The sequence below is a fragment of the Tamlana sp. I1 genome (assembly GCF_015355625.1).
In the GTDB taxonomy this organism is placed as follows: Bacteria; Bacteroidota; Bacteroidia; order Flavobacteriales; family Flavobacteriaceae; genus Pseudotamlana.
Genome location: NZ_JACLAF010000001.1, coordinates 203,903 through 230,000, shown reverse-complemented (window position 1 = coordinate 230,000; position 26,098 = coordinate 203,903). Strand labels below are relative to the sequence as shown.

Annotated in this window: 26 protein-coding genes; 19 read left to right on the top strand and 7 right to left on the bottom strand. The window is 34.7% G+C overall.

Annotated features, from left to right (window positions below; all coding sequences use genetic code 11):
• Positions 1-52 precede the first annotated feature (52 nt).
• Entirely contained in the window at positions 53-751 is a 699-nt protein-coding gene (gene aqpZ, locus H6X70_RS00935; protein WP_194765796.1) for an aquaporin Z, read from the bottom strand.
• Between the two features lie 154 nt (positions 752-905).
• Between aqpZ and H6X70_RS00930 the strand changes: the two genes are divergently transcribed.
• The 7 genes from H6X70_RS00930 to H6X70_RS00900 are packed head-to-tail and all read left to right on the top strand — an operon-like array spanning position 906 to position 8,192.
• The gene (locus H6X70_RS00930) at positions 906-1,109 is read left to right on the top strand and encodes a membrane or secreted protein (RefSeq protein ID WP_194765795.1); all 204 of its coding nucleotides are present in this window, start codon (positions 906-908) and stop codon (positions 1,107-1,109) included.
• 7 nt (positions 1,110-1,116) lie between these two features.
• The gene (locus tag H6X70_RS00925; RefSeq protein ID WP_194765794.1) at positions 1,117-2,229 is read left to right on the top strand and encodes a glycosyltransferase; all 1,113 of its coding nucleotides are present in this window, start codon (positions 1,117-1,119) and stop codon (positions 2,227-2,229) included.
• Positions 2,220-2,765: an RNA polymerase sigma factor gene (locus tag H6X70_RS00920; RefSeq protein ID WP_194765793.1), complete on the top strand. Its 546-nt coding sequence runs from the start codon at positions 2,220-2,222 to the stop codon at positions 2,763-2,765. The genes H6X70_RS00925 and H6X70_RS00920 overlap by 10 nt, the downstream gene beginning before the upstream one ends.
• A complete protein-coding gene (locus H6X70_RS00915) occupies positions 2,766-3,980 on the top strand; it encodes an NRAMP family divalent metal transporter (protein WP_194765792.1) in 1,215 nt (404 codons plus the stop codon).
• Positions 3,981-4,029: 49 nt separating this feature from the next.
• Positions 4,030-4,908 (top strand): lipoyl synthase, encoded by an 879-nt coding sequence (gene lipA / locus H6X70_RS00910; protein WP_194765791.1) that lies wholly within the window; start codon positions 4,030-4,032, stop codon positions 4,906-4,908.
• Between the two features lie 2 nt (positions 4,909-4,910).
• Positions 4,911-5,915: a type I glyceraldehyde-3-phosphate dehydrogenase gene (gene gap, locus H6X70_RS00905; RefSeq protein ID WP_194765790.1), complete on the top strand. Its 1,005-nt coding sequence runs from the start codon at positions 4,911-4,913 to the stop codon at positions 5,913-5,915.
• Positions 5,916-5,954: 39 nt separating this feature from the next.
• Positions 5,955-8,192: an ATP-binding protein gene (locus H6X70_RS00900; protein WP_194765789.1), complete on the top strand. Its 2,238-nt coding sequence runs from the start codon at positions 5,955-5,957 to the stop codon at positions 8,190-8,192.
• Here the strand turns inward: H6X70_RS00900 and lpxK are convergent.
• Positions 8,182-9,186, bottom strand: coding sequence for a tetraacyldisaccharide 4'-kinase (gene lpxK / locus H6X70_RS00895; RefSeq protein ID WP_194765788.1), 1,005 nt, complete (start codon positions 9,184-9,186; stop codon positions 8,182-8,184). The two genes, H6X70_RS00900 and lpxK, sit on opposite strands and share 11 nt — an antisense overlap.
• Before the next feature lie 53 nt (positions 9,187-9,239).
• Between lpxK and H6X70_RS00890 the strand changes: the two genes are divergently transcribed.
• From H6X70_RS00890 to H6X70_RS00835, 12 genes are all read left to right on the top strand, one after another.
• Entirely contained in the window at positions 9,240-10,334 is a 1,095-nt protein-coding gene (locus H6X70_RS00890) for a Nif3-like dinuclear metal center hexameric protein (protein WP_194765787.1), read from the top strand.
• Positions 10,335-10,337: 3 nt separating this feature from the next.
• Positions 10,338-11,117, top strand: coding sequence for a zinc ribbon domain-containing protein (locus H6X70_RS00885; protein ID WP_194765786.1), 780 nt, complete (start codon positions 10,338-10,340; stop codon positions 11,115-11,117).
• A 111-nt stretch (positions 11,118-11,228) separates the two neighbouring features.
• Complete coding sequence (msrA, locus tag H6X70_RS00880) at positions 11,229-11,888, top strand: peptide-methionine (S)-S-oxide reductase MsrA (RefSeq protein ID WP_194765785.1); 660 nt, start codon at positions 11,229-11,231, stop codon at positions 11,886-11,888.
• Between the two features lie 86 nt (positions 11,889-11,974).
• Complete coding sequence (locus H6X70_RS00875; protein WP_194765784.1) at positions 11,975-12,631, top strand: hypothetical protein; 657 nt, start codon at positions 11,975-11,977, stop codon at positions 12,629-12,631.
• A 220-nt stretch (positions 12,632-12,851) separates the two neighbouring features.
• Entirely contained in the window at positions 12,852-14,138 is a 1,287-nt protein-coding gene (gene kynU, locus H6X70_RS00870) for a kynureninase (RefSeq protein ID WP_194765783.1), read from the top strand.
• Positions 14,139-14,145: 7 nt separating this feature from the next.
• Entirely contained in the window at positions 14,146-15,564 is a 1,419-nt protein-coding gene (locus H6X70_RS00865) for an FAD-dependent oxidoreductase (RefSeq protein ID WP_194765782.1), read from the top strand.
• Between the two features lie 3 nt (positions 15,565-15,567).
• On the top strand, positions 15,568-15,972 hold the full coding sequence (locus tag H6X70_RS00860) for a RidA family protein (RefSeq protein WP_194765781.1): 405 nt from the start codon (positions 15,568-15,570) through the stop codon (positions 15,970-15,972).
• Positions 15,969-17,405, top strand: a complete 1,437-nt coding sequence (locus H6X70_RS00855) for an aldehyde dehydrogenase (RefSeq protein WP_194765780.1) — start codon at positions 15,969-15,971, stop codon at positions 17,403-17,405. Before H6X70_RS00860 ends, H6X70_RS00855 begins: the two co-directional genes overlap by 4 nt.
• 43 nt (positions 17,406-17,448) lie before the next feature.
• Entirely contained in the window at positions 17,449-18,231 is a 783-nt protein-coding gene (locus tag H6X70_RS00850; RefSeq protein WP_194765779.1) for an SDR family oxidoreductase, read from the top strand.
• A 152-nt stretch (positions 18,232-18,383) separates the two neighbouring features.
• Positions 18,384-18,917 (top strand): 3-hydroxyanthranilate 3,4-dioxygenase, encoded by a 534-nt coding sequence (locus H6X70_RS00845; protein ID WP_194765778.1) that lies wholly within the window; start codon positions 18,384-18,386, stop codon positions 18,915-18,917.
• 39 nt (positions 18,918-18,956) lie between these two features.
• The gene (locus H6X70_RS00840; RefSeq protein ID WP_194765777.1) at positions 18,957-20,042 is read left to right on the top strand and encodes an amidohydrolase family protein; all 1,086 of its coding nucleotides are present in this window, start codon (positions 18,957-18,959) and stop codon (positions 20,040-20,042) included.
• A 51-nt stretch (positions 20,043-20,093) separates the two neighbouring features.
• Positions 20,094-20,735: an O-methyltransferase gene (locus H6X70_RS00835; protein WP_194765776.1), complete on the top strand. Its 642-nt coding sequence runs from the start codon at positions 20,094-20,096 to the stop codon at positions 20,733-20,735.
• Positions 20,736-20,940: 205 nt separating this feature from the next.
• On the opposite strand, the gene H6X70_RS00830 is transcribed toward H6X70_RS00835, so the two are convergent.
• The 5 genes from H6X70_RS00830 to H6X70_RS00810 form a co-directional block, all read right to left on the bottom strand.
• Positions 20,941-21,648 (bottom strand): TerB family tellurite resistance protein, encoded by a 708-nt coding sequence (locus tag H6X70_RS00830; protein WP_194765775.1) that lies wholly within the window; start codon positions 21,646-21,648, stop codon positions 20,941-20,943.
• 190 nt (positions 21,649-21,838) lie between these two features.
• The gene (locus tag H6X70_RS00825; protein WP_194765774.1) at positions 21,839-22,669 is read right to left on the bottom strand and encodes a polysaccharide deacetylase family protein; all 831 of its coding nucleotides are present in this window, start codon (positions 22,667-22,669) and stop codon (positions 21,839-21,841) included.
• Between the two features lie 3 nt (positions 22,670-22,672).
• Positions 22,673-23,086, bottom strand: a complete 414-nt coding sequence (locus H6X70_RS00820; RefSeq protein ID WP_194765773.1) for a hypothetical protein — start codon at positions 23,084-23,086, stop codon at positions 22,673-22,675.
• A 213-nt stretch (positions 23,087-23,299) separates the two neighbouring features.
• Positions 23,300-23,587, bottom strand: coding sequence for a twin-arginine translocase TatA/TatE family subunit (locus tag H6X70_RS00815; protein WP_194765772.1), 288 nt, complete (start codon positions 23,585-23,587; stop codon positions 23,300-23,302).
• Positions 23,588-23,687: 100 nt separating this feature from the next.
• Positions 23,688-26,006: a M1 family metallopeptidase gene (locus tag H6X70_RS00810; RefSeq protein WP_194765771.1), complete on the bottom strand. Its 2,319-nt coding sequence runs from the start codon at positions 26,004-26,006 to the stop codon at positions 23,688-23,690.
• Positions 26,007-26,098: the final 92 nt, after the last annotated feature.

Below are 26,098 nucleotides of genomic sequence, written 5' to 3'. Positions count from 1 at the left end.
AAAAGCCTCGTTTTAATTTAAAACGAGGCTTTTTTATATGATTAAATTCAGCTTATTCTTTATCGAATAAAGCTTTATGAATAAATCCTGCAACTAAAGCGCCTGCAATGGGAGCAATCCAAAACAACCAAAGCTGCGCAGGATAATCGCCTCCTGCAAAAAAGGCTTGACTTGTAGAACGAGCTGGATTAACCGATGTATTTGTAATTGGAATACTAATTAAATGAATTAAAGTTAATCCCAATCCAATAGCAATAGGAGCAAATCCTTTAGGAGCTCTTTCATTTGTACTTCTTAAGATAATAAGCAAGAAAAATAGAGTGAGTAAAAATTCTGCAATCAAGGCTGCAGTCATAGAATAACCATTTGGAGATAACGCACCAAAACCATTCGCAGCAAAAGCGCCTGCCTGAGCACTATCTATAATAAAACCTGCTTTACCTGATGCAATAACGTACAAAGCTCCAGCTGCTAAAAAAGCACCTATAAGTTGAGCTATGATGTACCCTACTAAGTCTTTGCCTTCAAATTTACCACCTGCCCATAATCCAAATGAAACAGCAGGATTAAAATGACCACCTGAAATATGCCCTACAGCATACGCCATAGTTAAAACTGTTAAACCAAAAGCCAAGGCTACGCCAGCAAACCCAATACCTAATTCGGGAAATCCAGCAGCAAAAATAGCACTACCACAGCCCCCAAAAACAAGCCAAAACGTTCCAAAAAACTCTGCAAATAATTTTTTCATAATTAATTTAAAATTGATTAGTAATTTAAATGTACAAATAATTAACATACAAAACCTTACTTATTTCGTTGTCGCACAAACATTTTTAGTCATAGAACTATTAAAAAAACTTATCTAAAAACCTTATCTTTGCATAAATAATTACTTTTTTAAAATGAAACTTTTCATAATCACCATCATCGTGTTAGGACTAGGTATTGCTGGTATAGCAATAAAAATTTGGGCAAAAAAAGACGGCAAATTTGCAGGCACTTGCGCCAGCCAGAACCCTATGCTTAATAAAGAAGGTGAATCTTGTGGGTTTTGCGGAAAAACACCAGATCAATTTGGCGATTGTAATGAACCAAAACATTCCTAAGTAGTATATGGCATGTCTTTATGTTTTGGGCTACGTGTTTTATGTCGTAGTTGGTATTCAAATTTTATTTTATTTTGGATGCTTCGCAAAATTTGCCTTCTCTAAACAAAATAAAAGCGAAGAAAAAACCATCCCTGTTTCTGTTATCATTTGTGCAAAAAATGAAGCTGAAAATTTAAAAACATTTCTACCTTCAGTCATTTCTCAAAATTATTCCGATTTTGAAATTGTGCTTATTAATGATGCTTCAACTGATGATACACTAGAGGTTATAGAAGACTTTGCCAATCTTCACAACAACATTAAAATTGTGAACGTTAAAAGTATTGAAGCCTTTTGGGGCAATAAAAAATACGCCTTAACTTTAGGGATTAAAGCTTCAAAAAACAACTTTTTATTATTTACCGACGCCGATTGTAAACCGCTATCGGAAAACTGGATAACCGAAATGTGTTCGCATTTTTCAAATACAAAAAGCGTTGTTTTAGGTTATGGTGCCTATGCTAAAATTAAAAATTCGTTACTAAACAAACTCATCCGTTTTGAGACTCTAATCACTGCTACCAACTATTTTTCTTTTGCCATGGCAGGCATGCCTTACATGGGTGTTGGGCGAAATCTAGCATATACAAAAGATGAGTTTTTTAAAGCTAACGGATTTATCAATCATATAAAAGTTCGTTCTGGCGACGACGATTTATTTGTGAATCAAGTCGCGACTTCAAAAAATACAGCAACCTGTTTTTCACAAGGTAGTTTTACAGAATCACTTCCTAAAACAACTTTTAGAGACTGGTACAAACAAAAAAGAAGACATGTTTCAACTGCAAAACACTACAAAAAAAGGGATAAAATATTACTGGCCACCTTGTTCGCAACTAACTTCCTTTTTTGGGTTTTAGCGCTCATTTTATTAGCAACCCAATTTCAATGGAAAATTATCTTAGGCCTTTTCGTGTTTCGTTTAGTCCTTCAATATATCATAATAGGCTGTTCTTCAAAAAAACTTAATGAAACCGATTTAATCATTTTGTTACCTTTTTTAGAAATTTTTCTAATTATCGCACAATTAACTATCTTTATAAATAACCTCATATCAAAACCCAATCATTGGAAATAGAGAAAGCTATTAAAAGTGCGAAAGCAAACAACCAAAAGGCCTTTAATTATTTGTTAGATGTTTTCTGGGACGACGTTTATGGTTTTCAACTAAAACGTACTCAAAACGAAAATGACGCTGAAGATATCACCATTCAAACCTTCTCTAAAGCCTTTGATAAAATTGAAACATTCGACGAGCAATACACTTTTAAAACTTGGCTCATCACTATTTCTAAAAACATTCATATTGATTTACTTCGGAAGGAAAAACGTTCTATTTCACAATTCATCTCAAAAGATAATCGTGAAGTTTTTGAAGTTTTAGATGAATCGCCTTCACCTGAAGACATCTTAATAACCGAGCAACATTTAGCCAAACTGCTTCGAGACATCAAGAAATTAAAACCACATTATCAGGAAGTTATAAACCTACGTTATTTTCAAGAATTGAGTTACAAGGAAATTTCGGAAGAACTTAACGATCCTATAAATAATGTAAAAGTGAAACTTCTTCGCGCCAAAAAACTACTCGCTGAAATTATTCGAAAAAAATAAATGCTTTCTAGACTTAAAAATTTAGGACCGGGTTTATTGTTTGCTGGTGCAGCAGTAGGCGTTTCACACTTAGTTCAATCTACGCGTGCAGGTGCCGATTTTGGCTTAGGCTTACTTTGGGCTTTGCTTTTAGTAAATCTATTCAAGTATCCTTTTTTTCAGTATGGCCCACGCTATGCAACAGCAACCGGAGAAAGCCTTTTAGATAGTTATAAAAAATTAGGAAAAGGTGTTTTACTAATTTATTTTGTGGTAAATCTAGCCACCATGTTTACCATACAAACTGCCGTAACCATTGTTACAGCAGGATTAGCAAGTTCTTTATTTGGCGATTTTATAAGTCTTGAACTCTGGACGATTATCATCCTTATTATTTGTGTGAGTCTTTTACTTTTAGGACGCTACAAATTGTTGGATCGCATGATGAAAATTATCGTAATCACATTAACATTAAGCACATTAATTGCTGTTTCAATCGCGTTTTCAAAAAACACAACTGAAATTTCCGTGCTGCAAATACTCCCCAAAAACCAATTAGAAATTGCTTTTTTAATCGCTTTTATGGGTTGGATGCCCGCGCCTTTAGACGTTGCAGTTTGGCAATCATTATGGACTATTGAAAAAAATAAAACCGTTAAAAAATACGATACCAAAACAGCATTATTCGATTTCAATATAGGATATATCGGAACTATTTTTTTAGGAATCGGCTTTGTACTGTTAGGGACTTTAGTCATGTTTAATAGCGGTGAAACCTTTAGTAATTCGGCCAGTGTATTTTCTAAGCAATTAATAAATATGTACACCTCCAATTTGGGTAATTGGGCTTATGTTGTAATTGGCTTAGCGGCTTTTACTACCATGTTTAGCACCACATTAACAACCTTAGATGCATCTCCTCGGGCAATGACTAAAACTACACAGTTGTTATTCAATAAAAAAACAGCTCTCAATTATAATTTTTGGATGGCCATACTTTTTATAGGGTCTATTTTAATCTTTTTATATCTAGCTTCAGAAATGGGGTTTTTAATAAAAATAGCTACCATTTTATCGTTTATAACCGCGCCTTTCTTTGCGATTATCAACTATAAACTAATTTCAAGCAAGCATACTCCTAAAGCGTGGCGCCCTTCCCTAGCCTTTCATATATTAAGCTGGCTAGGCATTCTATTTTTAATCGGTTTTTGTGCTTGGTATCTCTTCACCTTATAAGCACATTTAAAAGAATACTTTGTATCTTTGCAGTCATATTTTTTATACTATGAACAGCGAAACTGCGTCAAATATATTACCAGAAAGACAAGCAAAACCTAAATGGCTTCGTGTTAAATTACCAACAGGAAAAAAATACACCGAATTAAGAGGTTTAGTTGATAAATATAAATTAAACACCATTTGCACCTCTGGAAGTTGTCCAAACATGGGCGAATGCTGGGGTGAAGGCACAGCAACTTTTATGATTTTAGGGAATGTTTGCACGCGCTCTTGTGGTTTTTGTGGCGTAAAAACCGGCCGACCTGAAACTGTTGATTGGGATGAGCCTGAAAAAGTAGCCCGTTCTATAAAAATTATGAATATTAAACACGCGGTGTTAACGAGTGTAGATCGTGATGACTTAAAAGACATGGGAAGCATCATGTGGTCTGAGACTGTAAAAGCAGTAAGACGCATGAACCCAGAAACAACTCTAGAAACCTTAATCCCAGATTTTCAAGGCATTGAAAAACACATCGATAGAATTATTGATGTGGCTCCCGAAGTGGTTTCGCATAATATTGAAACCGTTCGTCGTTTAACGCGTGATGTTAGAATTCAAGCACAGTACGACCGTAGTATGGGGGTTTTAAAATATTTAAAACAACAAGGACAACGTCGAACTAAATCGGGAATTATGCTTGGTTTAGGTGAAACGCGCGAAGAAGTTATACAAACGCTTCACGATTTAAAAGCTCATGATGTTGATGTGGTTACAATTGGGCAATACCTTCAGCCTAGTAAAAAACATCTTCCTGTGAAAAAATTTATAAATCCAGACGAATTTAAAGAATTTGAAAACATCGGATTAGAATTAGGTTTCCGTCACGTAGAAAGTAGTGCGCTTGTAAGATCATCTTATAAAGCTCAAAAACACATTAATTAGTCATGATTCAGGTTGCTATCAATGGTTTTGGTAGAATTGGCAGGCGCGTTTTTAGGTTGCTTCAGGATTATTCAAACATCCAAGTAGTTGCTATAAACGATTTAGCCGATGCTAAAACTTTAGCCCATTTACTAAAATACGATAGTGTACACGGTATTTTAAAAGGTGATTTTTCTTCAGATGACAATCATATTATTTTCAATGGTAGAAAAATTCCTTTATTCAACAAAAAACATCCAAAAGATATCGATTGGGCGCCTTATAAAGTTGATTTTGTAATTGAATCAACAGGAAAATTTAAAAAGCGTTCCGAATTAAATCATCATATAAAAAACGGTGCATCACAAGTTGTTTTAAGCGTGCCTTCAATTGATGAAGACATAAAAACAATTGTTTTAGGAGTTAATGATAGCATGCTTAATGGTTCGGAAACTATTGTTTCAAACGCTTCTTGTACTACAAATAATGCCGCACCAATGATTGATATTATTAACAAACTTTGCGGCATCGATCAAGCTTATATTACTACAGTGCACTCCTATACCACCGACCAAAGTTTACACGACCAACCGCATCGGGACTTACGCCGTTCTAGAGCTGCTGGACAATCTATAGTTCCAACAACTACAGGCGCTGCAAAAGCATTAACAAAAATTTTTCCTGACCTTTCTGATGTTATTGGAGGTTGTGGCATACGCGTTCCCGTAATAAATGGCTCGTTAACAGATATTACGTTTAATGTAAAAAAAACGGTTTCAACCGAAGATATAAACCAAGCTTTTAAGGAAGCTGCACAACATCAATACAAACATATTCTAGAATATACAGAAGACCCTATTGTTTCTATCGACATTGTTGGTAACACCCATTCTTGTGTTTTTGATGCACAAATGACTTCGGTAATCGGAAATATGGTTAAAATTATTGGTTGGTATGATAATGAAACTGGGTATTCAAAAAGAATAATTGATTTAATGCTGTTTATGTCGGAAAAAAAACACGCTTAAACGTCAAAAAGATTATATTTGATTGTTAGTATTACAAATATGGCAAAAATTAAACCCCACCTATTTATTATATTATTGCTCTTAACTTCAACTGTTTCAGCTCAAAGAACGCTTGAAGAAGATCCAGAAATTGTTCAAAACAACATCAATTATCGCATTACCCAATCTCAAACAGAGCTTGAAAATTACCATTATTATAATGCTCAAAAAAATCTTGATGAAGCTTTAGAACTTGCCGAAAAAGTAGGAAACAAAAAAAGTATTGGTGTTATTTATGCTTTAAAAGGACGCTTGCAACTCATCATCCAGCAGGAAGATAAAGCTATAAAATCGCTTAACAAAGCCATTGAAATTCAACGTATTATCAACGACAATAAGAACCTAGGGCACTCTTATAAAACCTATGGCGATGTATATGTTGCAAAACAAGATTACTTCGCCGCTTTAGACTCGTATACCGCAGCGAAATCTAAATTTGAAGAAGAGAACCTAAACGAATCTCTTGCCGAAACTTTACTACGCGAAGGAAAAGCCTATTATCAATTAAGAAATTATAAAAAATCGAGAGATGTAATCGAGCAAGCTTTAGCGATTTCAAAAAAATATGATTATTACAAAATACAAAGCGAAGCCTTAAATAATCAAGCCATTGTATATAGTAAATTAGGAAATACCGAAAAAGCTATAGTTGCTGCTTTAGAAGGTTTAAACATTGCAAACAAACATAACTTCACAAATATCACCAATGATAATTACCTAATTATTAGCGATCTATACAGTAATATTGGCAACTACAAACTGTCGTTAAAATATTTAAAAGACCATTTAAAACTTTCGGACTCCATTAGAGGGTTAAATCGAATATATGCTTCAAACAACCAAGAAACACAGTATTTACTTAACGAAGAAATCGAAAAGAATAATGAAATTGTAGAAAAATTAGAAAAAGCCGAAGACGATAAAAGTTTAGGTACTTTAATTTCAATTTTAAGTGTGGCTTTAATCACCATATTATCACTACTTACCCTATCGCTCTATAAAAACAATAATATTAGGCTAAAAACCAATAATATGCTTCATAAAAAAAATGGAGAATTAATTATTGCCAAAGAAAAAGCCGAATTAGCCTCTAAAACAAAAGCCAACTTTTTATCTACTGTAACCCACGAGCTTCGAACACCGCTTTATGCCGTTACAGGATTAAGTAACATGCTTTTGGAAGAAGACCCAAAACCAGAACAAGTACAGCATTTAAAATCGTTAAAGTTTTCTGGCGATTACCTTTTAACCTTTATAAACGACATTCTTCAAATTAACAAAATTGAAGCAAACAAAGTGGATATCGAGCCCGAACCGTTTAATTTAAAAAAGAAAATTAACAATATTATTTTGGCTTTAAATAATTCGGCAGAAGACAATGACATTAAAATTCACTTTGAATACGACCAAGAACTCACCGAAAACTTTATTGCCGATCAATTAAAAATTTCTCAAATTTTAATCAATTTAATTGGAAACTCTATAAAGTTTACCAAAGGCGGCGATATCTGGATTCGCGTTTATAAAATAAACGAAGCTGGTAAAATTTACACCCTACGTTTTGAAATTGAAGATAACGGCATTGGCATTAGCCAGGAGAAACAAGACCATATGTTTGAAAGTTTCTCACAAGGTTCCATTCAAATTAACCGAAAATATGGAGGAACTGGTTTAGGCTTGTCCATTGTAAAAGGGCTTATCGACATTTTAAAAGGGAAAATTTACGTAAAAAGTGAATTAAACAAAGGCACAACTTTTTATTTTGAAATCCCTCTGGAATACACTTCTGTGGAAGAAGCCCAAGAAACACAAAACAATTATTTTAATATTGACAAAACCGATTTAGACCTATCTAATGTTAAAATTTTGGTTGTTGAAGACAATAAAATCAATCAAATGATAACCAAGAAGATTCTAAGCAAAATGGATCTTCAGTGTGATATTATTGATAACGGTGAAGAAGCTGTTAAAATGATTCGTGAAAACAATTATAACATTATTTTAATGGATATTCACATGCCTGGAATAAGCGGTATTGAAGCCACAAAACAAATAAGAAGTTTCGATAAAACACTAACTATTTTCGCACTTACTGCCGTTACTATTGAAGATAAAATGCACGAGTTTGAAGAGGCTGGATTTACGGACATCATCCCGAAACCTTTTAAACAAGACGAGTTTGAGAAAAAACTTTACAACGCTTTAGCGAAAAAGAAAAACGCCTCGTCTAACGCTTAACAAAAGCTTCAATGAGCTTATTAAACTTTTGGGCATCATCTATCTTTACATGAATTGGCAAATAGTAAAGTTTATCTTTTAAAACTTCATATTGCTTTAATCGCATAAAATCTTTTTCGGTGGTAACAATGTGTTGCTTTTTACTAAGTTGCTCAATTTCTTGAGCTGTAAAATCATGATGATCGCTAAAATTTAAATGTTCAAAACTCAAACCTTGTTCATTTAAAAACTGTACTAAAGGCGTCGCGTTGGCAATACCTGTAACCAGTGTAAAGCTTTTTAAATCATCAAAAGTTTTGGTTTTAGTTTCAGAATATAAAGTTTCAGAATAAGCAATGCTGCTAAAAAAAACATGCTGATGTTTTTCAGGATTTATTCGGTTTATAAACACTTCTTTTTGAATCGAATTTAAATCCGAAGGACATTTAGTTACCACTATAACATTCGCGCGCTTGGCTCCTGCTCTTGGCTCTCTTAAATCGCCAGTTGGTAAAACTATATCTTTAAAATAAGGATTAGAAAACGTAGTTAAAAGCACATTAAAACCTGCTTTTACTTTTCTATGCTGATAGGCATCATCCAATAAAACAACTTCTGGTTTTGGTTGCAATTCTTGCAGTTTCGAAATTCCGTGTTGCCGGTTAGAATCTACTGCAACTGCTATGTCTTTTTTGAATTTATTATAAAACTGAAACGGCTCATCACCAATAGAATCGGCTGCAGCATTTTCATCAGCCAACACAAAACCTTCCGTTTTTCGTTTATATCCACGGCTCAAAGTAGCCACTTTATAATCAATCTTCAAAAGCGTTACCAAGTACTCTATCATAGGTGTTTTTCCTGTTCCACCAGCACTTAAATTTCCAACACAAATCACAGGAAAATCATAAGATTTAGATTTTTTAATCCCTAAATCGTATAATTTATTCCGCAGCCAAGTCACCATAAAATAAATGGGCACTATTGGAAATAATAGGTATCTTAAAATTTTCATGACAACGAAAATATAATATTTATATTTGTTTTAAACCAATACCCTAAAATTAAATGATCGTTCAAGAGGTTATAAATCATTTAGAAGAATTAGCGCCTTTAGCTTACGCAGAAGATTTTGACAATGTAGGTCTTTTAGTTGGCGATAAAAACGCTAAAGTAACAGGCGTTTTAGTGAGTTTAGACACCCTAGAAGCCGTTGTTGATGAAGCGATTTTAGAAAACTGCAACCTTATAGTTAGCTTTCATCCCATCATTTTTAAAGGTCTTAAAAAAATTACAGGAAAAACATATGTAGAACGTGTGGTTTTAAAAGCGATTAAAAACGACATTGCCATTTACACCATGCACACTGCGTTAGACAATGCCTTACAAGGGGTGAATGATAGAATTTGCACGCAGTTAGAATTAATTAATAAGCGCATTTTAATTCCGCAAAGTAGTACCATAAAAAAACTTACCACCTATGTGCCAAAATACGAAGCCACACTGTTAAGAAACGCCTTGTTTCAAGTAGGTGCTGGCAGTATTGGCAACTATAACGAATGCAGTTTTAACGTAGAAGGTTATGGCACTTATAACGGTAATGAAAACTCGAACCCAAGCCTTGGCGAAAAAGGGCAAACACACACCGAGGAAGAAACTAAAATTAGCATTACCTATGCCAAACATTTAGAATCTAAGGTGCTTCAAACCCTTTTTAAAACACATTCTTACGAAGAAGTCGCGTACGAAATCACCACGCTAGAAAACAAAAATCAGCATATTGGCATAGGCATGATTGCCGAATTGGAACAGCCTATGGACGAATTGAGTTTCCTAAGTTATTTAAAATCCAAAATGAATACAGAGTGCATTCGTCATTCTGCTTTTTTAAACAAAAACGTAAAAAGAATTGCCGTTTTAGGAGGCTCTGGAAGCTTCGCAATTCAAGCTGCTAAGGCTGCTGGTGCTGATGTATTTATCACTGCCGATTTAAAATACCACGACTTTTTTATGGCCGAAAACAACATTCTTTTAGCAGATATTGGGCATTATGAAAGCGAGCAGTACACAAAAAGCCTTTTAGTTGCACATCTTAAGAAAAAAATTACTAATTTTGCAATCATTTTATCGAAGACAAAAACCAATCCCGTTAAGTATTTTTAAAGTATGGCTAAAAAGAAAGAAGTAACTGTTGAAGAGCGCTTAAGAGCTCTATACGATTTACAACTCATAGATTCTCGTGTAGACGAAATAAGAAATGTTCGTGGGGAACTTCCTTTAGAAGTTCGTGATTTAGAAGATGAAGTTGCTGGATTAAACATTAGATTAGATAAACTTGTTTCTAATTTAGAAGTAATAGACAACGATATCGCAGGAAAGAAAAATTTAATTGAAGAGTCTAAATCTTTAATCAAAAAATATAGCGAACAACAAAAAAATGTTAGAAATAACAGAGAATTTAATTCTTTAACTAAAGAAGTTGAATTTCAAGAATTAGAAATTGAACTGGCTGAAAAACACATTAAAGAATTTAAAGCTCAAATCGAACAGAAAAAAGAAGTAATCGCTGAAACTAAAGAGCGTTTAAAAGAACGTGAAAATCACTTAAAGCATAAAAAGAACGAATTAGACGCGATTTTAGCTGAAACTGAAAAAGAAGAGCAAGCTTTAATTCAAAAATCTGAGGATTACAAGCAACAAATTGATGCTAGATTAGTTGCAGCTTATACAAGAATTAGAACTAATGTAAAAAACGGATTAGCCGTTGTGCCAATTGAAAGAGGTGCTTCAGGAGGATCTTTCTTTACTATTCCACCACAAGTACAAGTTGAAATTGCTTCTCGTAAAAAAGTAATTACAGACGAGCACAGTGGACGTATTTTAGTTGATGCTGTTTTAGCTGAAGAACAAAGAGAAAAAATGGAGAAAATGTTTTCAAAACTATAATCCATTTTAAACCATATTTTAAAGCCTTCATAAACTTATGAAGGCTTTTTTGCTTTAAGACATTAAGGTTTTACATATTATTTCGTCTATTTATACAGAAATTTAAACTTTATGAAACAGATACTTCCTCTTTTAGCGATTACTTTATTTTTTAGTTGCCAGAATAATGCACAGTCTAAAACCGCACAACAAGCCGTTATAAATGCAAAACCTGTAGAAGTCCCTCTTGTAAAAGGCAAAGCCAAGGCCTATTTTGCAAGCGGCTGCTTTTGGTGTGTTGAAGCCATTTATGAAAACGTTAAAGGCGTTGAAGAAGTTATTTCGGGATATTCTGGAGGTCATACCAAAAACCCAACCTATGCCGAAAGTAACACTGGTAAAACTGGTCATGCCGAAGCTGTTGAAGTAATTTACGACCCTAAAAATGTGAGTTTTGAGACCTTAGTTGATGTTTATTTTGCTTCTCAAGATGTTACACAAGTAAACGGACAAGGAAACGACAGAGGCTCGCAATACCGTTCAATTATTTTTTATCAAAATGAAGCGCAGAAGCAAATTATTTTAAACAAGAAAAACGCCCTAGCTGAAAAATTAGGCGTTAAAATTGCTGCTGAAGTTTATCCGTTTCAAAAATTTTGGATTGCTGAAGATTACCATCAAGATTATGAAAAACGCCATCCTAATAACAGTTATATAAAAAATGTTTCGATACCGCGACTTAATAGATTTAAAGCCAACTTTCCTGAAGCACTACTTAAAGCCACTCATTAATACAAAACTCAAAGCATAAAAAAATCTCTTCTTATAATTTCTGCAAAATATGATCACTAACGTATCTTTGCTGAAATTCTAAACCTATGAAAAATTGCATTCGTATTACATGTTTAGCCTTATTGCTAATGGCTTGCAAAAACGACAAACCGCTAACACCCGAAGCTGTTGCCGAAAAAATTGCGCAAGCACACGGTTTTGAAAACTGGAAAAATGTATCTGAAATCGAATTTACTTTTAATGTCGATAAAGACAGCATGCACTTTCAACGCATTTGGAGCTGGAAACCAAAGGCAAATCAGGTTACACATTATCGCAGACGTGACACCATTCAATACCTTAGAACCAAAATAGATTCTACCTTCGCACAAACCGACCGCGCGTTTATAAACGATAAATTTTGGCTACTTTTCCCGTTTCAATTAGTTTGGGACCACAACATTACTTTTTCAGAAATTACAAAAGCAGAAGCACCTATTAGCAAACTTCAACTAAATAAGTTCACGATAACCTATCCTGCAAAAGGTGGTTACACCCCTGGCGATGCTTATGATATTTTTTTCAACAACAATTATATCATTCAAGAATGGATTTATAGAAAAGCCAATCAAATAGAACCTTCTATGATAACAACTTTTGAAGATTATCAAGATTTTAAAGGCCTAAAACTGGGCTTAGAACATAAGAAGGCAGAAGGGAGCTGGAATCTTAATTTCACAAATGTTAAAGTGATTACCAACTAATTTTTAGGATAAAAACATCCAAGAACAAAGACCTCAACGTATATAAAATATATTATTTTTCCGCGTTATGCGTCTATATATATTAAAGCGCTTAAACCAATGGTTTAAGCGCTTTTCCTTTTTAAAAGACTCTTAAATACTACAATCAATGCCTTGTTTAGAGTTATGATTTCTAAAATTATAATGCTTATTTTTGTTAGAAACCCTAAACACGTACACTTTGTCCACATACAAAACGGGGCTTGAATATGCCTTAGAGCAAGATCAAAACGACCCATTAAATTCATATCGAAGCCAATTTCACATACCAAAAAACGCTGCTGGTAATGAATTAATTTATATGACGGGCAATTCCCTTGGTTTACAACCCAAACACACCAAGGCTTACGTTAACCAAGAACTTGACGACTGGGCACAATTAGGTGTAGAAGGACACACGACTGGAAAAACACCTTGGCTACCTTATCATGAATTTTTAACCGAAAACATGGCAAAAGTTGTAGGTGCAAAACCCATTGAAGTGATTGTGATGAATACCCTCACGGTAAACCTTCATTTTATGATGGTGTCTTTTTACAAACCCACAAAAAAACGCTATAAAATCCTTATTGAAAGTGATGCTTTCCCTTCGGATAAATATGCCGTAGAGTCGCAATTAAGACATCATGGTTTTGATGATAAAGAAGGTTTAATCCTTTGGAAACCTAGAACAAATGAAGAATTATTGCGATATGACGATTTAGAAAACATCCTAGAAAATGAAGGTGAAACCATTGCACTAATCCTTATTGGTGGGATAAATTATTACACAGGGCAGTTCTTCGATTTTAAACGCATTACCAAAATAGGACATCGTTATGGCTGTAAAGTAGGTTTCGATTGTGCCCATGCTGCAGGAAATGTCGCTTTAAAATTACATGACTCTGGAGCCGATTTTGCAGTTTGGTGTACCTATAAATATTTAAATTCTGGTCCAGGGAGTTTAGCAGGATGTTTTATTCACGAGCGCCATGCACACGACAAAAACCTCAACCGTTTTACAGGATGGTGGAGCCATAATAAAAAAACACGTTTTAATATGCGTGATGAATTTGACCAACTTCCAGGAGCCGAAGGCTGGCAATTAAGCAATCCGCCTATTTTATCCATGGCTGCTATAAAAGCATCTTTAGATTTATTTGAAGACGTTGGCATGGATAAACTCAGCGAAAAATCTAAAAAACTAACTGGTTATTTTGAATTTTTGCTGAAACAATTAGGTGACGAAACCATTAGAATTATAACACCAAACAATCCTGAAGAACGCGGCTGCCAATTATCCATACAAGTAAAAAACGGTAACAAAAAATTACACGATCAATTAACTGAAGCTGGCGTAATAAGCGACTGGCGCGAACCTGATGTGATTCGATGTGCGCCAACACCTTTTTACAATTCGTTTGAGGATGTTTACCTTTTGGTTGAAAAATTAAAAAAAATAGTAAACGCTTCATTAAAGCCTATTTAATAAAGTAATGCAAAACAAGCCACAAAACATATTAATTATTGGCGCAGGCTTATGCGGTGCCCTACTCGCTTTACGTTTGGGACAACGTGGTTTTAAAGTTTCCGTTTACGAAAAACGTCCAGATTTACGAAAAGTAAACCTTAGTGCTGGACGCTCCATTAATTTAGCATTTTCAAATCGTGGCAATAAAGCCATAAAACTCGTGGGTTTAGAAGAGCAGGTTAAAGCCCTTTGCATCCCCATGTACGGCCGCATGATTCATGATAAAAATGGCCATACCAAACAATCCAATTACAGTGGTAAAGGTTTTGAGTACATCAACTCTATATCTCGAAGCGATTTAAACGGACTACTTTTAAATGAAGCTGAAAACCATGAAAACGTTCAGATTTATTTCAATAAAAAATGTAAATCGGTCAATTTTGAAAAAACAACAGCCCTATTTCATGATTACGAAACTAAAAAAGAATTTGTAGAAGATGCCGATGTTATTTTCGCCACAGACGGTGCAGGCTCTGTTTTACGTCAGAGTTATGCGCTGGGCAAAAAATTTCTGTTCAGCTTTTCCCAAAACTATTTAACACACGGCTACAAAGAACTTAGTATTCTACCAGATTCTAACGGTGGTTTTCAAGCCTATAAAAATGCCCTTCATATTTGGCCTCGAAAAAGTTTTATGCTAATTGCATTACCCAATTTAAATGGCAGTTTTACCGTTACTTTATTTCTAAGTTATGATGAAGGCACCTACAATTTCAATAATTTAACTTCTGAAGAAAAAGTACTGGATTTTTTCAAAAAAGAATTCCCAGATGCTTTAGAAATCATGCCCAATTTGGTTGCCGATTTTTTTAAAAACCCAACCTCACCACTCGGCACCATAAAATGTGCGCCATGGCATTACAAAGGAAACACCCTTTTAATGGGCGATGCCGCGCATGCTATTGTTCCGTTTTACGGACAAGGTATGAACGCGGCTTTTGAAGATGTAGTTGAGCTAGATAATATTTTAAACTTGAATTTAGAAAACTGGGAAGCCACTTTTAAAGCCTTTGAAGCACAGCGAAAAAAAGACACAGACGCTATTGCTGATTTGGCTATCGATAATTTTCATGAAATGAAAGACCATGTTTCCAACCCCATATTTCAAGAAAAACGCAAGTTAGAAATGCTTTTAGAAAAAGAGTTTCCTGAAGAATATGCCTCTAAATATGCTTTAGTAACATTTAACGAAAACATAGGCTACAAAACAGCCATGTTACAAGGGCGCGCCCAAGATAAAGCCCTTTTAAATTTGCTTTCCGATGGTGAAATTTCAACTACGGTCGATTTGAATAAGACGGCTTTAAAAACAATTTTAAATAAAATTAAACAGGAAACCCATCGTATTCTTGAAGACGATAGAATTGCTGGTTTAAAACAATAATTTATGAAAACATCTGTAACACCTCGCGGCGCATACCCACATACCAAACGAGTAGGCGATTTCATTTTTGTTTCTGGAACAAGTTCTAGACGCCCAGACAACTCTATTGCTGGCGTTGATATTATTGACAACTTGGGCACCAAACAATTAAATATTGAAGTGCAAACTCGTGAAGTTTTAAAAAATATTGAACGAAATTTAAATAAAGAAGGTGCTGCTTTATCAGATATTGTTGACGTTACGACCTTTTTAGTGAATATGAACGATTTTGCTGGTTACAATAAAACCTATGCTGAATTTTTTGAAGCTGAAACAGGCCCAACTAGAACTACAGTTGCTGTTCATCAATTGCCTCACCCCGATTTGCTTATCGAAATTAAAGTGATGGCTTATAAAAAACAATCATGAAAATTAAAAACTTCATAAATGGCAGCTTTCAAAATCCTGTAGCTAATGAGTGGTTAGACAATTACAACCCTGCTTATGGAAAAGTTTATGGACAAACGCCAAACTCTTCAAAAACCGATGTTGAATTAGCGTTTCAAGCTGCTAAAAACGCTTTTCCAAGTTGGTCGCAAACATCTGTAGACACACGCAGCAAAATTCTAATTAAAATTTCAGAATTATTAGAAACCCATTTACAACGCTTCGCAGAAGCCGAAAGTAAAGATAATGGCAAACCGCTACATTTGGCCAAAAGCATCGATATTCCTAGAGCTGCAAGCAACTTTCGTTTTTTTGGAAATGCCATAACACAGTTTTCAAGCGAAAGTCATGAAAGTATTGGCGAAAACGCCATAAACTATACATTACGTCAACCCATCGGCGTTGTTGGTTGTATTTCGCCATGGAATCTTCCGCTATATTTATTCACATGGAAAATTGCTCCAGCATTAGCATCAGGCAATTGCGTTGTAGCAAAACCTAGCGAAATTACACCTGTAACCGCTTTTTTATTAGGTGAGATTTGTAACGAAGCAGGACTCCCAAAAGGCGTTTTAAATATTGTTCACGGTTTAGGCACAACCGCCGGACAAGCCATTGTTGAACACCCCGAAATTAAAGCCATTTCGTTTACAGGAGGCACAAAAACAGGAGCAGCCATTGCTAAAATAGCAGCCCCTTTATTTAAAAAATTATCATTAGAATTAGGTGGAAAAAACCCCAATATTATTTTTGCCGATTGCGATTATGAAACCATGTTAGAAACAACGCTGCGTTCTTCATTTTCAAACCAAGGTCAGATTTGCTTGTGTGGAAGCCGCATCTTTGTTGAAGCTTCCATTTATGAAAAGTTCAAAACCGATTTCATTGCAAAAACACAACAACTCAAAGTTGGACATCCGTCGCAAAATTCAACAGATATTGGCGCCCTCGTTTCAAAAACACATTTAGAAAAAGTTTTAAATTATATTGAAATCGCAAAAACAGAAGGCAAAATTTTGTGTGGCGGAAATCAAGTTATTATTCCAAGTTTTAAAAATGGCTATTATTTAGAACCTACAATTATTGAAATAGACAATAACAACTGCCGCATCAATCAAGAAGAAATATTTGGTCCCGTAGTAACCATAATGCCTTTTGAAACTGAAAACAATGTATTAGAAATGGCAAATCAATCGGAATATGGCTTATCTGCCACCTTATGGACTAACAATTTAAAACGCAGTATGCAATTTACGCAACAGCTAGAAGCTGGCATAATTTGGGTAAATTCTTGGATGTTACGCGATTTAAGAACCCCGTTTGGAGGTGTAAAATCATCAGGAATGGGGCGCGAAGGCGGTTTAGAATCGTTACGTTTTTTCACGAAAACTAAAAATGTTTGTATAAAATATTAATTCCTAGATTCTGTAATCTTTGAAATTATAAAAAATAAAAATTATGGATTTAAAACTAAACAACAAAAACGCTCTAGTTTGCGGAAGCACACAAGGCATTGGAAAAGCAACGGCTATAGCGCTTGCTGAAGAGGGTGTTAACGTTACCCTCGTCGCGAGAAATAGAGAAAAACTTAAAGCCGTTTTGGCTGAATTACCTCAACACAGAAACCACAGTTATATTGTTGCCGATTTTTCTAACCCTAGAGAATTACAAGAACAAGTCATCAAATTTATAGAGAAAAATCATGGTTTCCATATTGTTATTAACAACACAGGAGGGCCACGAAGTGGAGCGATTTTAACAGCGAGTTTAGAGGAATTCGAAAATGCCTTCACCATGCACCTAAAATGCAATCATGTGCTGGCTCAAGCCACAATTCCTTTTATGAAATCTGAAGGTTTTGGGCGTGTTATTAATGTTATTTCTACTTCGGTAAAAGAGCCCATTCCTGGTTTGGGTGTAAGCAATACCATTCGTGGCGCCATTGGCAATTGGAGTAAAACACTTTCGGTTGAAGTGGGCGCATTTGGTATTACTGTGAATAATGTACTCCCAGGTTTTACAGACACCGAACGCTTAGCTGAAATTATAAAAATTAAAGCAAAAAATGAAGAAACTACGGTTGAAGCTATGGCAGAAACTATGAAAAATTACACTCCAGCCAAACGTTTTGCACAACCCGAAGAAACTGCTAATGTGATTACGTTTCTTGCTAGTGAAGCTGCAAGCTATGTTAATGGGGTTAATATTCCTGTGGATGGCGGACGCACAAAATCATTGTAAAAGCTGTTTTAAGCTTTCAAAAGAAAATCGAAATTAGCGTAATCCTAAGATGTTTTTTATCTTTAAACTAAATTTCAACCACATGTTTAATATTTACTCAAACTTCCCGTTTTGAGTAGCTCTCTTTTTGGGAGATTAAAAGGGACTTTCCTATGAGTCATTTAACTTCACCTATAAATTTTAAAGCTTGGATAGAGGAAAACAGACACCTACTTAAGCCCCCGGTTGGCAATAAAGTGGTTTGGAAAGATGGCGATTTTATCGTCATGGTAGTTGGTGGGCCAAACAGCAGAAAAGACTATCATTACAATGAAACTCCCGAATTTTTCTATCAAATTGAAGGCGATATCATTTTAAAAATTATTGATAATGGCACGCCTAAAGACGTTAATATAAAAGAAGGCGATATTTATTTACTGCCGCCTAAAGTACCGCACTCTCCGCAACGTGGCGCTAACACTGTTGGTTTAGTTATTGAATACAAACGCCCCGAAGGCACTCGCGATGCGCTTTTATGGTTTTGCGAAAACTGTGTCACCAAACTTTATGAAGAAGATTTTACCCTAGAAAATATTGAAACCGACATGCCTAAAATTTTCGATAAATTTTATGGAGATAAAGCTAAACGTAGCTGCCCAAACTGTGGTGAAATTATGCAAGCGCCCCAAAAAGTTAAAATAGATTAACCTCTCGAATATCCTGAAATTTGTTTTTCAGATAACATCATGACAAAACGTAAACTACGCATAAACGGCCATTCGCATTTACTGCCTTACCCAGAAGACATTCCTGATTTCATGAGAGAAAAGGAAATTTTTTGGGTAGATAAAGAACGTAAATTCATGCTTCAAAAAGATTGGAGCCGCCCCGTAACACACTCTAGTTTTTTTCTAGACGAGAAATTAGAATGGATGGCGCATAACCAACTTGATCATGCTGTAGTTTTAAATCTTTCGCAATTATACGGCAATGGTTTACGGGTTGAAGAGATGAAAAAAGCCCTGCGCTTTCAAAACGATTTTAATGCAAAAATTCAGCAGGAACATCCGTCTAAATTTACTTGTGGGTTTGTAGTTCATCCCGGATTTGTAAATAGTGCCTGTTGGGAAATTGAACGTTGTGTGGAAACTCTTGGTCTGCAATTACTTTGCCTACCAACGCATTATATGGATACCATAGGAACTTGGCGCTGTATTTTTGATGAAGAAAACGAGCCCATTTTTGAATTGGCTAATAAGTATAATTTAGCGGTTGAAATTCATCCTTATGATGGCGAAAAATTTATAAAATTAGAAAACACATCTTGGCGTTTTCATCTTATTTGGATGCTTGCTCAGTGCGCCGATGCCTATCATTTTTTAACCTTAAATGGTTACCAAGAAAAATATCCCAATATGAGAACTTGTTTTGCGCATGGCGGACAATTGGCACAAATTAATTTAGGAAGACGTATTCAAGGTTTTGATGGCAGACCCGATTTATTTGAAGGCAAGCACCACCCCAGAAAAGCTGTTGGACATAAAAACATCTTTTTTGATACTTTGGTTCACGATACAGGAAGTTTGGAATTGCTTATTAAAAATCAAGGATCGAAACAAGTAATTATGGGCTTAGACGACCCCTACCCTTTAGGCGAAATGGAGAGCGAAAAACAATCATCCTACCCCGGTAAAATATTAGACTTAGCCAAAGAACGAAAAATAATAACCGAAATTGAATACGACGCTATTTGGGAAAATAACGTGATTCAATGGTTATGTGGTGATGATAAATTAGCTAAAGAAAATTTAATTAATAGAATTTTAAGTTAATTTTGAAGTGTCTTAGCGTAAAACATCAAATACGCAATAAACGAAAAAAGCATGCATTTTATTCCTGAAAAACTAGATGATTATGTTGTAGCCCATTCTGAAAATGAACCAGAATTATTACAACAATTAACCCGAGAAACTTATCAAAAAATATTGCAACCCCGTATGCTTAGTGGGCATTACCAAGGACGTGTTTTAAGTATGATTTCTAAACTCGTTAATCCAAAAAACATTTTAGAAATAGGTACATACACAGGATATTCAGCGCTTTGTTTAGCGGAAGGCATGCAAGATTCAGGAGAATTTCACACTATGGATGTGAATGAAGAACTGTTTGATTTTCAGCGAAAATATTTTGATAAATCCGAATATGGTCATCAAATTTTTCAGCATTTAGGCAATGCATTAGACATTATTCCTGAGCTTGATAAAACCTTCGACTTAATTTTTATTGATGCCGATAAAGAAAACTACCCCAATTATTTCAATCTGATTATAGATAAACTTAATGTAGGCGGTATTATTTTATCGGATAACGTGCTTTGGAGTGGTAAAGTGTTAGAACCTTTAAAACCCGATGATGCTTCAACAAAAGCCCTTTTAGAATACAATTCGCTATTAAAAGAAGATTCACGCATTGAAACTGTGCTATTGCCTATTCGAGATGGATTAACAATTAGCAGAAAATTATAATCTGCTTACTGGAAATACTCAGGGCTTAAAAAAAATAAAAGGAAGCTGTCTGAAAAGCTAGTTAAATTTAATTTGTCAGGTTCAGCTTATCAAAACCATAATTGATTAACAAGCAGTTAAAAATGTTTTTGACAAGCAATATGACATCAAATACCCTTCTTAGAAAGCCTCCTTTTTAGGTTTTAAATTGAAAAATAGCGCTTATTTAATTAGGCATAAATCGACTATGATCTTCGGTAACAACAGGTGCAGGTGTTTCGGTATTCGAAATAACTGTTTGTGGTTTTTTAGCGATTTCACTCGTATATTTAGCTAATAATGCATCATATTGACTTGAAGTTAAATCCAATGCTTTTGCCATTTTTTTCATGAGTTTAATTTCTGATTTATCTACATTTCCATCAGAAGCAGCTACTAAAAAAGCACATCTCAAAATCAGTTCTTTCCCTTGAAAATTTAACATCGAACCAATTTTCTTTAAATAAGTTGATACATCCTCACGGTCTCTTTGCACTTCCTGTATATAACTAGTTAACTGGTGCATATCTAGCTTATGTTGGCAAAACTTATTAATAATCTCTAAAACTTGTTGCTTTTCATTGGCATCAATTTCACCATCGGCAAGCATGGTTAAAACCATGGAATGTTTTATTGCTTTTTCGTGTAATACTTGAAAAATTTCTTTATTCTCAGCAGTGTTGTTTTCAAGTACTCTTGCAATGTATGTGTTATTGCATCCCTTACATTCTACATACTCGCCTTTATTACCCAAAGGAATAATCGGGATAAAATAAAGTGTAAAAAACTTGGTAACTTTACGGTGTCTAAATGGTTTAATTTGATTGCATTGCGGACAATTAAAATCTCCTGTTTTAATGGTAGATTTTACGCCTCTGGTTCCAAAAATAATCATAGGTTAAATTTAGTTGGTTAATTGGTGGTTTAAATAATTTTCAAAATTTGATGGCCTGTTTTTCTGAAAAAAATAGTTAATAAAAGTTCAAAAAAAAACAAAAGCACAATTTTAAAAATACTAAATTAAAAGTTTTAGTGAGCTAAAAAAATTGATAAATATTCAAACTAATCTTATAACTAAAGTAAGTTTACTCACGTTTCTTAGGAAAACTATTTTTGTAGGAGGCTAAATAATCTGTGGTTTGTTTAAATGTTGCTACCCAAATTTTATCGCGGTTAGCATCTAAAAATTTCAACATTTTTTCGTGATCTTCTTTTGATACGCTTAAATATTCCGCGCCAATACCATGAAATGTAAAGGTGCTAAAAGTTTCATTTTCGATAATATTTTGAATATAACCAATAAGCGCTTCTGCATTATGGCCGTTTGGCGCCCAAGATGGCACCTTATTCAAATCGATATCTAATAGCTCTAATAAGGCTTCACGTGCTTCCGAACTATCTCTTGCCGACAAAAATTGCGATGCTACAAATGGTCTATAACTTTTTCCACTGGCTATATGATGCGCACATGGATAAGCAAAAGTACGGTCTTTTTCTCCATCGATTGCCATTAACATGGTATTTGCCAATTTAATTTCTTCAGATATTTGATCTAATGTATAGTTGTCTAAATCATGATAAGGTTTTACCCAATCCATCCCTGCTGCAGATTTCTGACACGGATGATAAACGGTATGATTTCCCAATTCATGGCCGTTGTTAGCAAGCGCTTTCCACTTATCCATGTCTTCATAAATTGAAGATGAAGCCAATGTTGGATAAAAAGTGCCTTTAAAATTGTATTTTTTAAGTGCAGGTACTACAGTTTTTATATGACTGGGAAGTCCGTCGTCGTAAGTTAAACAAACGGCTGCTTTTGCTCCATTTGGCCAAGAAAAATCTTTTTTTGACTGCCCAAAAGCGACTGATAGTGTTAAAATAAGGCAACTATATATTATTAGTTTTGAGTTAATCACGCTTTATTTAGAGGATTTATAGGCTGGCTTTCCATTTATCATTAATGTCTTGGTGTTAATGATGTAGTTATAATTTCCTGAAGTGTATTTGCCCTTTTCTAATGCACTTAAAATAACCGTCGATTTTTCATTAGGTAAGAATAATTCAAGTTTAGACTGGTCATCATTAAACAAAACAAACACCGGTTTTTCAGTCTCATCAATAACTGAATTTAACCGTTGTCCTGCTTCAAATAGGCGTACACAATCTTGTTTCAATTCGCTCCATGTATATCCTGCAGAGCCAACACAATCATGCTCATCTTTATCGTTACCAACAATTTTTTGTGTATTAATATCACTGTCTTTGCTCTTACTCGTATTTCCACATGAAATAAGAATAAATATTCCGAAAAATAAAAGGCCTGCTTTCTTCATTTTTGTTTTATAATTTGAAACTCAGTTTTAAAGGTATAAAACATAGTTCATACAAGAAATAAAGTGGCTATAATTTTATTAAGGATTCTAATGAACAAACATTGAAAAAGTAAACTTAAACTTTATAAGTCTACATTTAGTTGTTGTATCTCTCGTTATGAATTGAAGTACTGTTAGAATGCCTAGTAAAAAGTAACTGCAGAAATATTATGCTTAGAATTTTCGGCGTACAGAACCTGTAAACTCGTTTAAGTCGTCTTTAACTTTGTCGAGTTCTTTTTTAACATCGGTAGTAATGCTAGTATCTATACCACTATTTTCGGCAGTTTTGGTGATTTCTTGCTTAATGTCGTTTGTGGCATCTTTAAGTGTACGCATGCCTTGCCCTAAGCCCCTAGCTATTTCCGGAAGCTTATCTGCTCCAAAAATCATGATAGCAATAAATAGGATAAACGCTATTTCTGCTCCGCTAATAAATAAAAATGTTGCTTGCTGTATCACAATACAAATATACTAAGTTGTTTGATAAGAATAAAAAAAAGCCGATTTTAAAAATCGACTTTCTTTTAATTATTCTAAAGCCTTATTTTACGGCTGTCTTTTAGCTTTTTAATTTATTGTCTTTAAACTGATCGAATTCACTTTCTTGAGCTTGTTTTGGCCATGAATTATTACTTGTATCTATATCGGCCGTTTCTTCGTTTGGATCGATTTGAATTGATTTAATCTCCTTTTCGGAAGCAATAGCCTTAGTAACTTCCTTATCGTTTAACCTCCAAATTTGTGCCGGATAAGTTTCCGTTTTTGAAGTACCATCTACATAATTGTATTTCACGATAATTGGCATAACTAGACCTCCTGGCTTATTGAAAGTGATGTTATAGAAAAATTTTGGCGTCTTTAAATTTTTACGCTCTTCCGGCGTAAAATTATCCATAATATATTCCTTTAAAGGTATACTATTTTCTATAACCGTTCCAGATTTAAGTTCTTCTTTATAATCTTCACTACCTTCTTCAACAATAAAAACTAAAGGACGTAAATCTTTAACATCAAATCCGTTTTTCTTAGCGATATCTTTAATATAGGTGTTTGGCTCTGAAGTAACATATAATTTCTTTACGTCTTTAATGCCTATATCAACCCAATCGGTGGTGTAAAACCAACCTCTCCAATACCAATCTAAATCGAATGCTGAAGCATCTTCCATGGTTCTAAAAAAGTCTTCTGGAGTTGGGTGTTTAAATTTCCAACGGTTTGCATATTCTTTAAAAGCATAATCGAACAACTCGTGTCCCATAACCGTTTCTCTTAAAATATTTAAAGCAGTTGCTGGTTTTCCGTAGGCATTATTACCAAATTGGTAGGTATTTAAACCTTTTGTCATTATTGGTGCAATAAAATCTTGATTACCGCCCATGTATGGCACAATCATTTTTGCTGGACCACGATCGGATGGGAAATGTTTATCGTTGGCCGATAAAGCTGCCGGGTACTTTTTACCAAAATCTTGTTCGGCAATGTATTGTACGAAGGTATTTAATCCCTCGTCCATCCAAGTCCATTGACGCTCATCACTATTTACAATCATTGGAAAAAAGTTATGTCCAACCTCATGAATAATAACGCCCATCATACCATATTTTACACGATCGCTGTAAGTACCATCTTCTTTTGGGCGCCCATAGTTCCAGCAAATCATAGGATATTCCATCCCTTGACGCTGTGCATGTACTGAAATCGCCTTATGGTAAGGATAATCGAAAGTCATACGCGAGTACGATTCCAAAGTACTTCCAACGGCTCTGGTAGACCATTCTTCCCAAAGTGGGTTCCCCTCTTTAGCGTAAAGCGAAACAGCCATAACATTTTTTTCGCCAATTTTTACAGCCATCATATCTAGGATATATTTTCTAGAAGTTGCAAATCCAAAATCGCGTACGTTTTCAGCCTTTAATTTCCATGTTTTTGTGTCTTCAGAAAATGACTTCTCACGTACTTCAGCTTCAGCTTGATTGGCTATAATTACAGGCTTATCAAAAGATTTTTTAGCAGCTTCATAACGCTGCATCATATCTTTTGAATATACCTCTTTTCTATTTGTTAAAACTCCTGTGCCATCTAAAATATGATCGGCAGGAACTGTAATATTCACCTCATAATCTCCAAATGGTAAAGCAAACTCATCGCGTCCCCAAAATTGAGAATTTTGCCAACCTTCAACATCGCTATACACAGCCATTCTTGGAAAAAACTGAGCAATAACGTAGGCTCTATTACCATCTTTTGGGAAAAACTCGTAACCCGAACGGCCACCATCTTCAACGTGATTATTGATGTTATACCACCATTTTATTGAAAATGAAAACTTGTCACCAGACTTTAAAACCTTAGGAAGCTCTACACGCATCATGGTTCTATTAATCATATAACTAAGTGGCTTACCGTTTACGCTAACTTCCTGAATATTAAATCCGAAGTTAGGTCCATCAGTTAAATATTTTGAAGCAAAATCGTCTGGTTGAAAAACAGGTGCTAAGGCACTAGATTCTATTAAAGGTGATTTTGAATCTTTGGCTCTAACATTCTGGTCTAGCTGAACCCATAAATATTTAAGATTATCGGGAGAATTATTGGTATACGTTATCGTTTCAAAACCAGAAAGCTTAGCATTTTTATCATCTAAAACAATATCCATTTTGTAATCGGCTTGCTGCTGATAATATGCAGATCCTGGTGCTCCAGAAGCCGCCCTATACATGTTGGGTGTTGAAAACTCATCGTACAACTGCTTAAACTTATTGGTGTTTGTGTGTCCGACTTTAGGTTGTTCCTTTTCCTGTTCTTTTTCCTGGGTTTGGGCAAACACTCCAGAAGTAAAAAATACCAATGAAAGACAGAAATAAGCGATTTTTCTCATATGAACTCTTATTTTTCAGTTTTAAAAATAATTGATTTTGATTAATTTTATTGAAAAAATAACATCAAAAACGCACGAAATTACTAAAATTT

Coding starts and splice junctions, on each gene's coding strand:
- aqpZ (WP_194765796.1), bottom strand. CDS start 751: ATGAAAAAATTATTTGCAGAGTTTTTTGGAACGTTTTGGCTTGTTTTT.
- H6X70_RS00930 (WP_194765795.1), top strand. CDS start 906: ATGAAACTTTTCATAATCACCATCATCGTGTTAGGACTAGGTATTGCT.
- H6X70_RS00925 (WP_194765794.1), top strand. CDS start 1,117: ATGGCATGTCTTTATGTTTTGGGCTACGTGTTTTATGTCGTAGTTGGT.
- H6X70_RS00915 (WP_194765792.1), top strand. CDS start 2,766: ATGCTTTCTAGACTTAAAAATTTAGGACCGGGTTTATTGTTTGCTGGT.
- lipA (WP_194765791.1), top strand. CDS start 4,030: ATGAACAGCGAAACTGCGTCAAATATATTACCAGAAAGACAAGCAAAA.
- gap (WP_194765790.1), top strand. CDS start 4,911: ATGATTCAGGTTGCTATCAATGGTTTTGGTAGAATTGGCAGGCGCGTT.
- H6X70_RS00900 (WP_194765789.1), top strand. CDS start 5,955: ATGGCAAAAATTAAACCCCACCTATTTATTATATTATTGCTCTTAACT.
- lpxK (WP_194765788.1), bottom strand. CDS start 9,186: ATGAAAATTTTAAGATACCTATTATTTCCAATAGTGCCCATTTATTTT.
- H6X70_RS00890 (WP_194765787.1), top strand. CDS start 9,240: ATGATCGTTCAAGAGGTTATAAATCATTTAGAAGAATTAGCGCCTTTA.
- H6X70_RS00885 (WP_194765786.1), top strand. CDS start 10,338: ATGGCTAAAAAGAAAGAAGTAACTGTTGAAGAGCGCTTAAGAGCTCTA.
- msrA (WP_194765785.1), top strand. CDS start 11,229: ATGAAACAGATACTTCCTCTTTTAGCGATTACTTTATTTTTTAGTTGC.
- H6X70_RS00875 (WP_194765784.1), top strand. CDS start 11,975: ATGAAAAATTGCATTCGTATTACATGTTTAGCCTTATTGCTAATGGCT.
- H6X70_RS00865 (WP_194765782.1), top strand. CDS start 14,146: ATGCAAAACAAGCCACAAAACATATTAATTATTGGCGCAGGCTTATGC.
- H6X70_RS00860 (WP_194765781.1), top strand. CDS start 15,568: ATGAAAACATCTGTAACACCTCGCGGCGCATACCCACATACCAAACGA.
- H6X70_RS00855 (WP_194765780.1), top strand. CDS start 15,969: ATGAAAATTAAAAACTTCATAAATGGCAGCTTTCAAAATCCTGTAGCT.
- H6X70_RS00850 (WP_194765779.1), top strand. CDS start 17,449: ATGGATTTAAAACTAAACAACAAAAACGCTCTAGTTTGCGGAAGCACA.
- H6X70_RS00845 (WP_194765778.1), top strand. CDS start 18,384: ATGAGTCATTTAACTTCACCTATAAATTTTAAAGCTTGGATAGAGGAA.
- H6X70_RS00840 (WP_194765777.1), top strand. CDS start 18,957: ATGACAAAACGTAAACTACGCATAAACGGCCATTCGCATTTACTGCCT.
- H6X70_RS00835 (WP_194765776.1), top strand. CDS start 20,094: ATGCATTTTATTCCTGAAAAACTAGATGATTATGTTGTAGCCCATTCT.
- H6X70_RS00830 (WP_194765775.1), bottom strand. CDS start 21,648: ATGATTATTTTTGGAACCAGAGGCGTAAAATCTACCATTAAAACAGGA.
- H6X70_RS00820 (WP_194765773.1), bottom strand. CDS start 23,086: ATGAAGAAAGCAGGCCTTTTATTTTTCGGAATATTTATTCTTATTTCA.
- H6X70_RS00810 (WP_194765771.1), bottom strand. CDS start 26,006: ATGAGAAAAATCGCTTATTTCTGTCTTTCATTGGTATTTTTTACTTCT.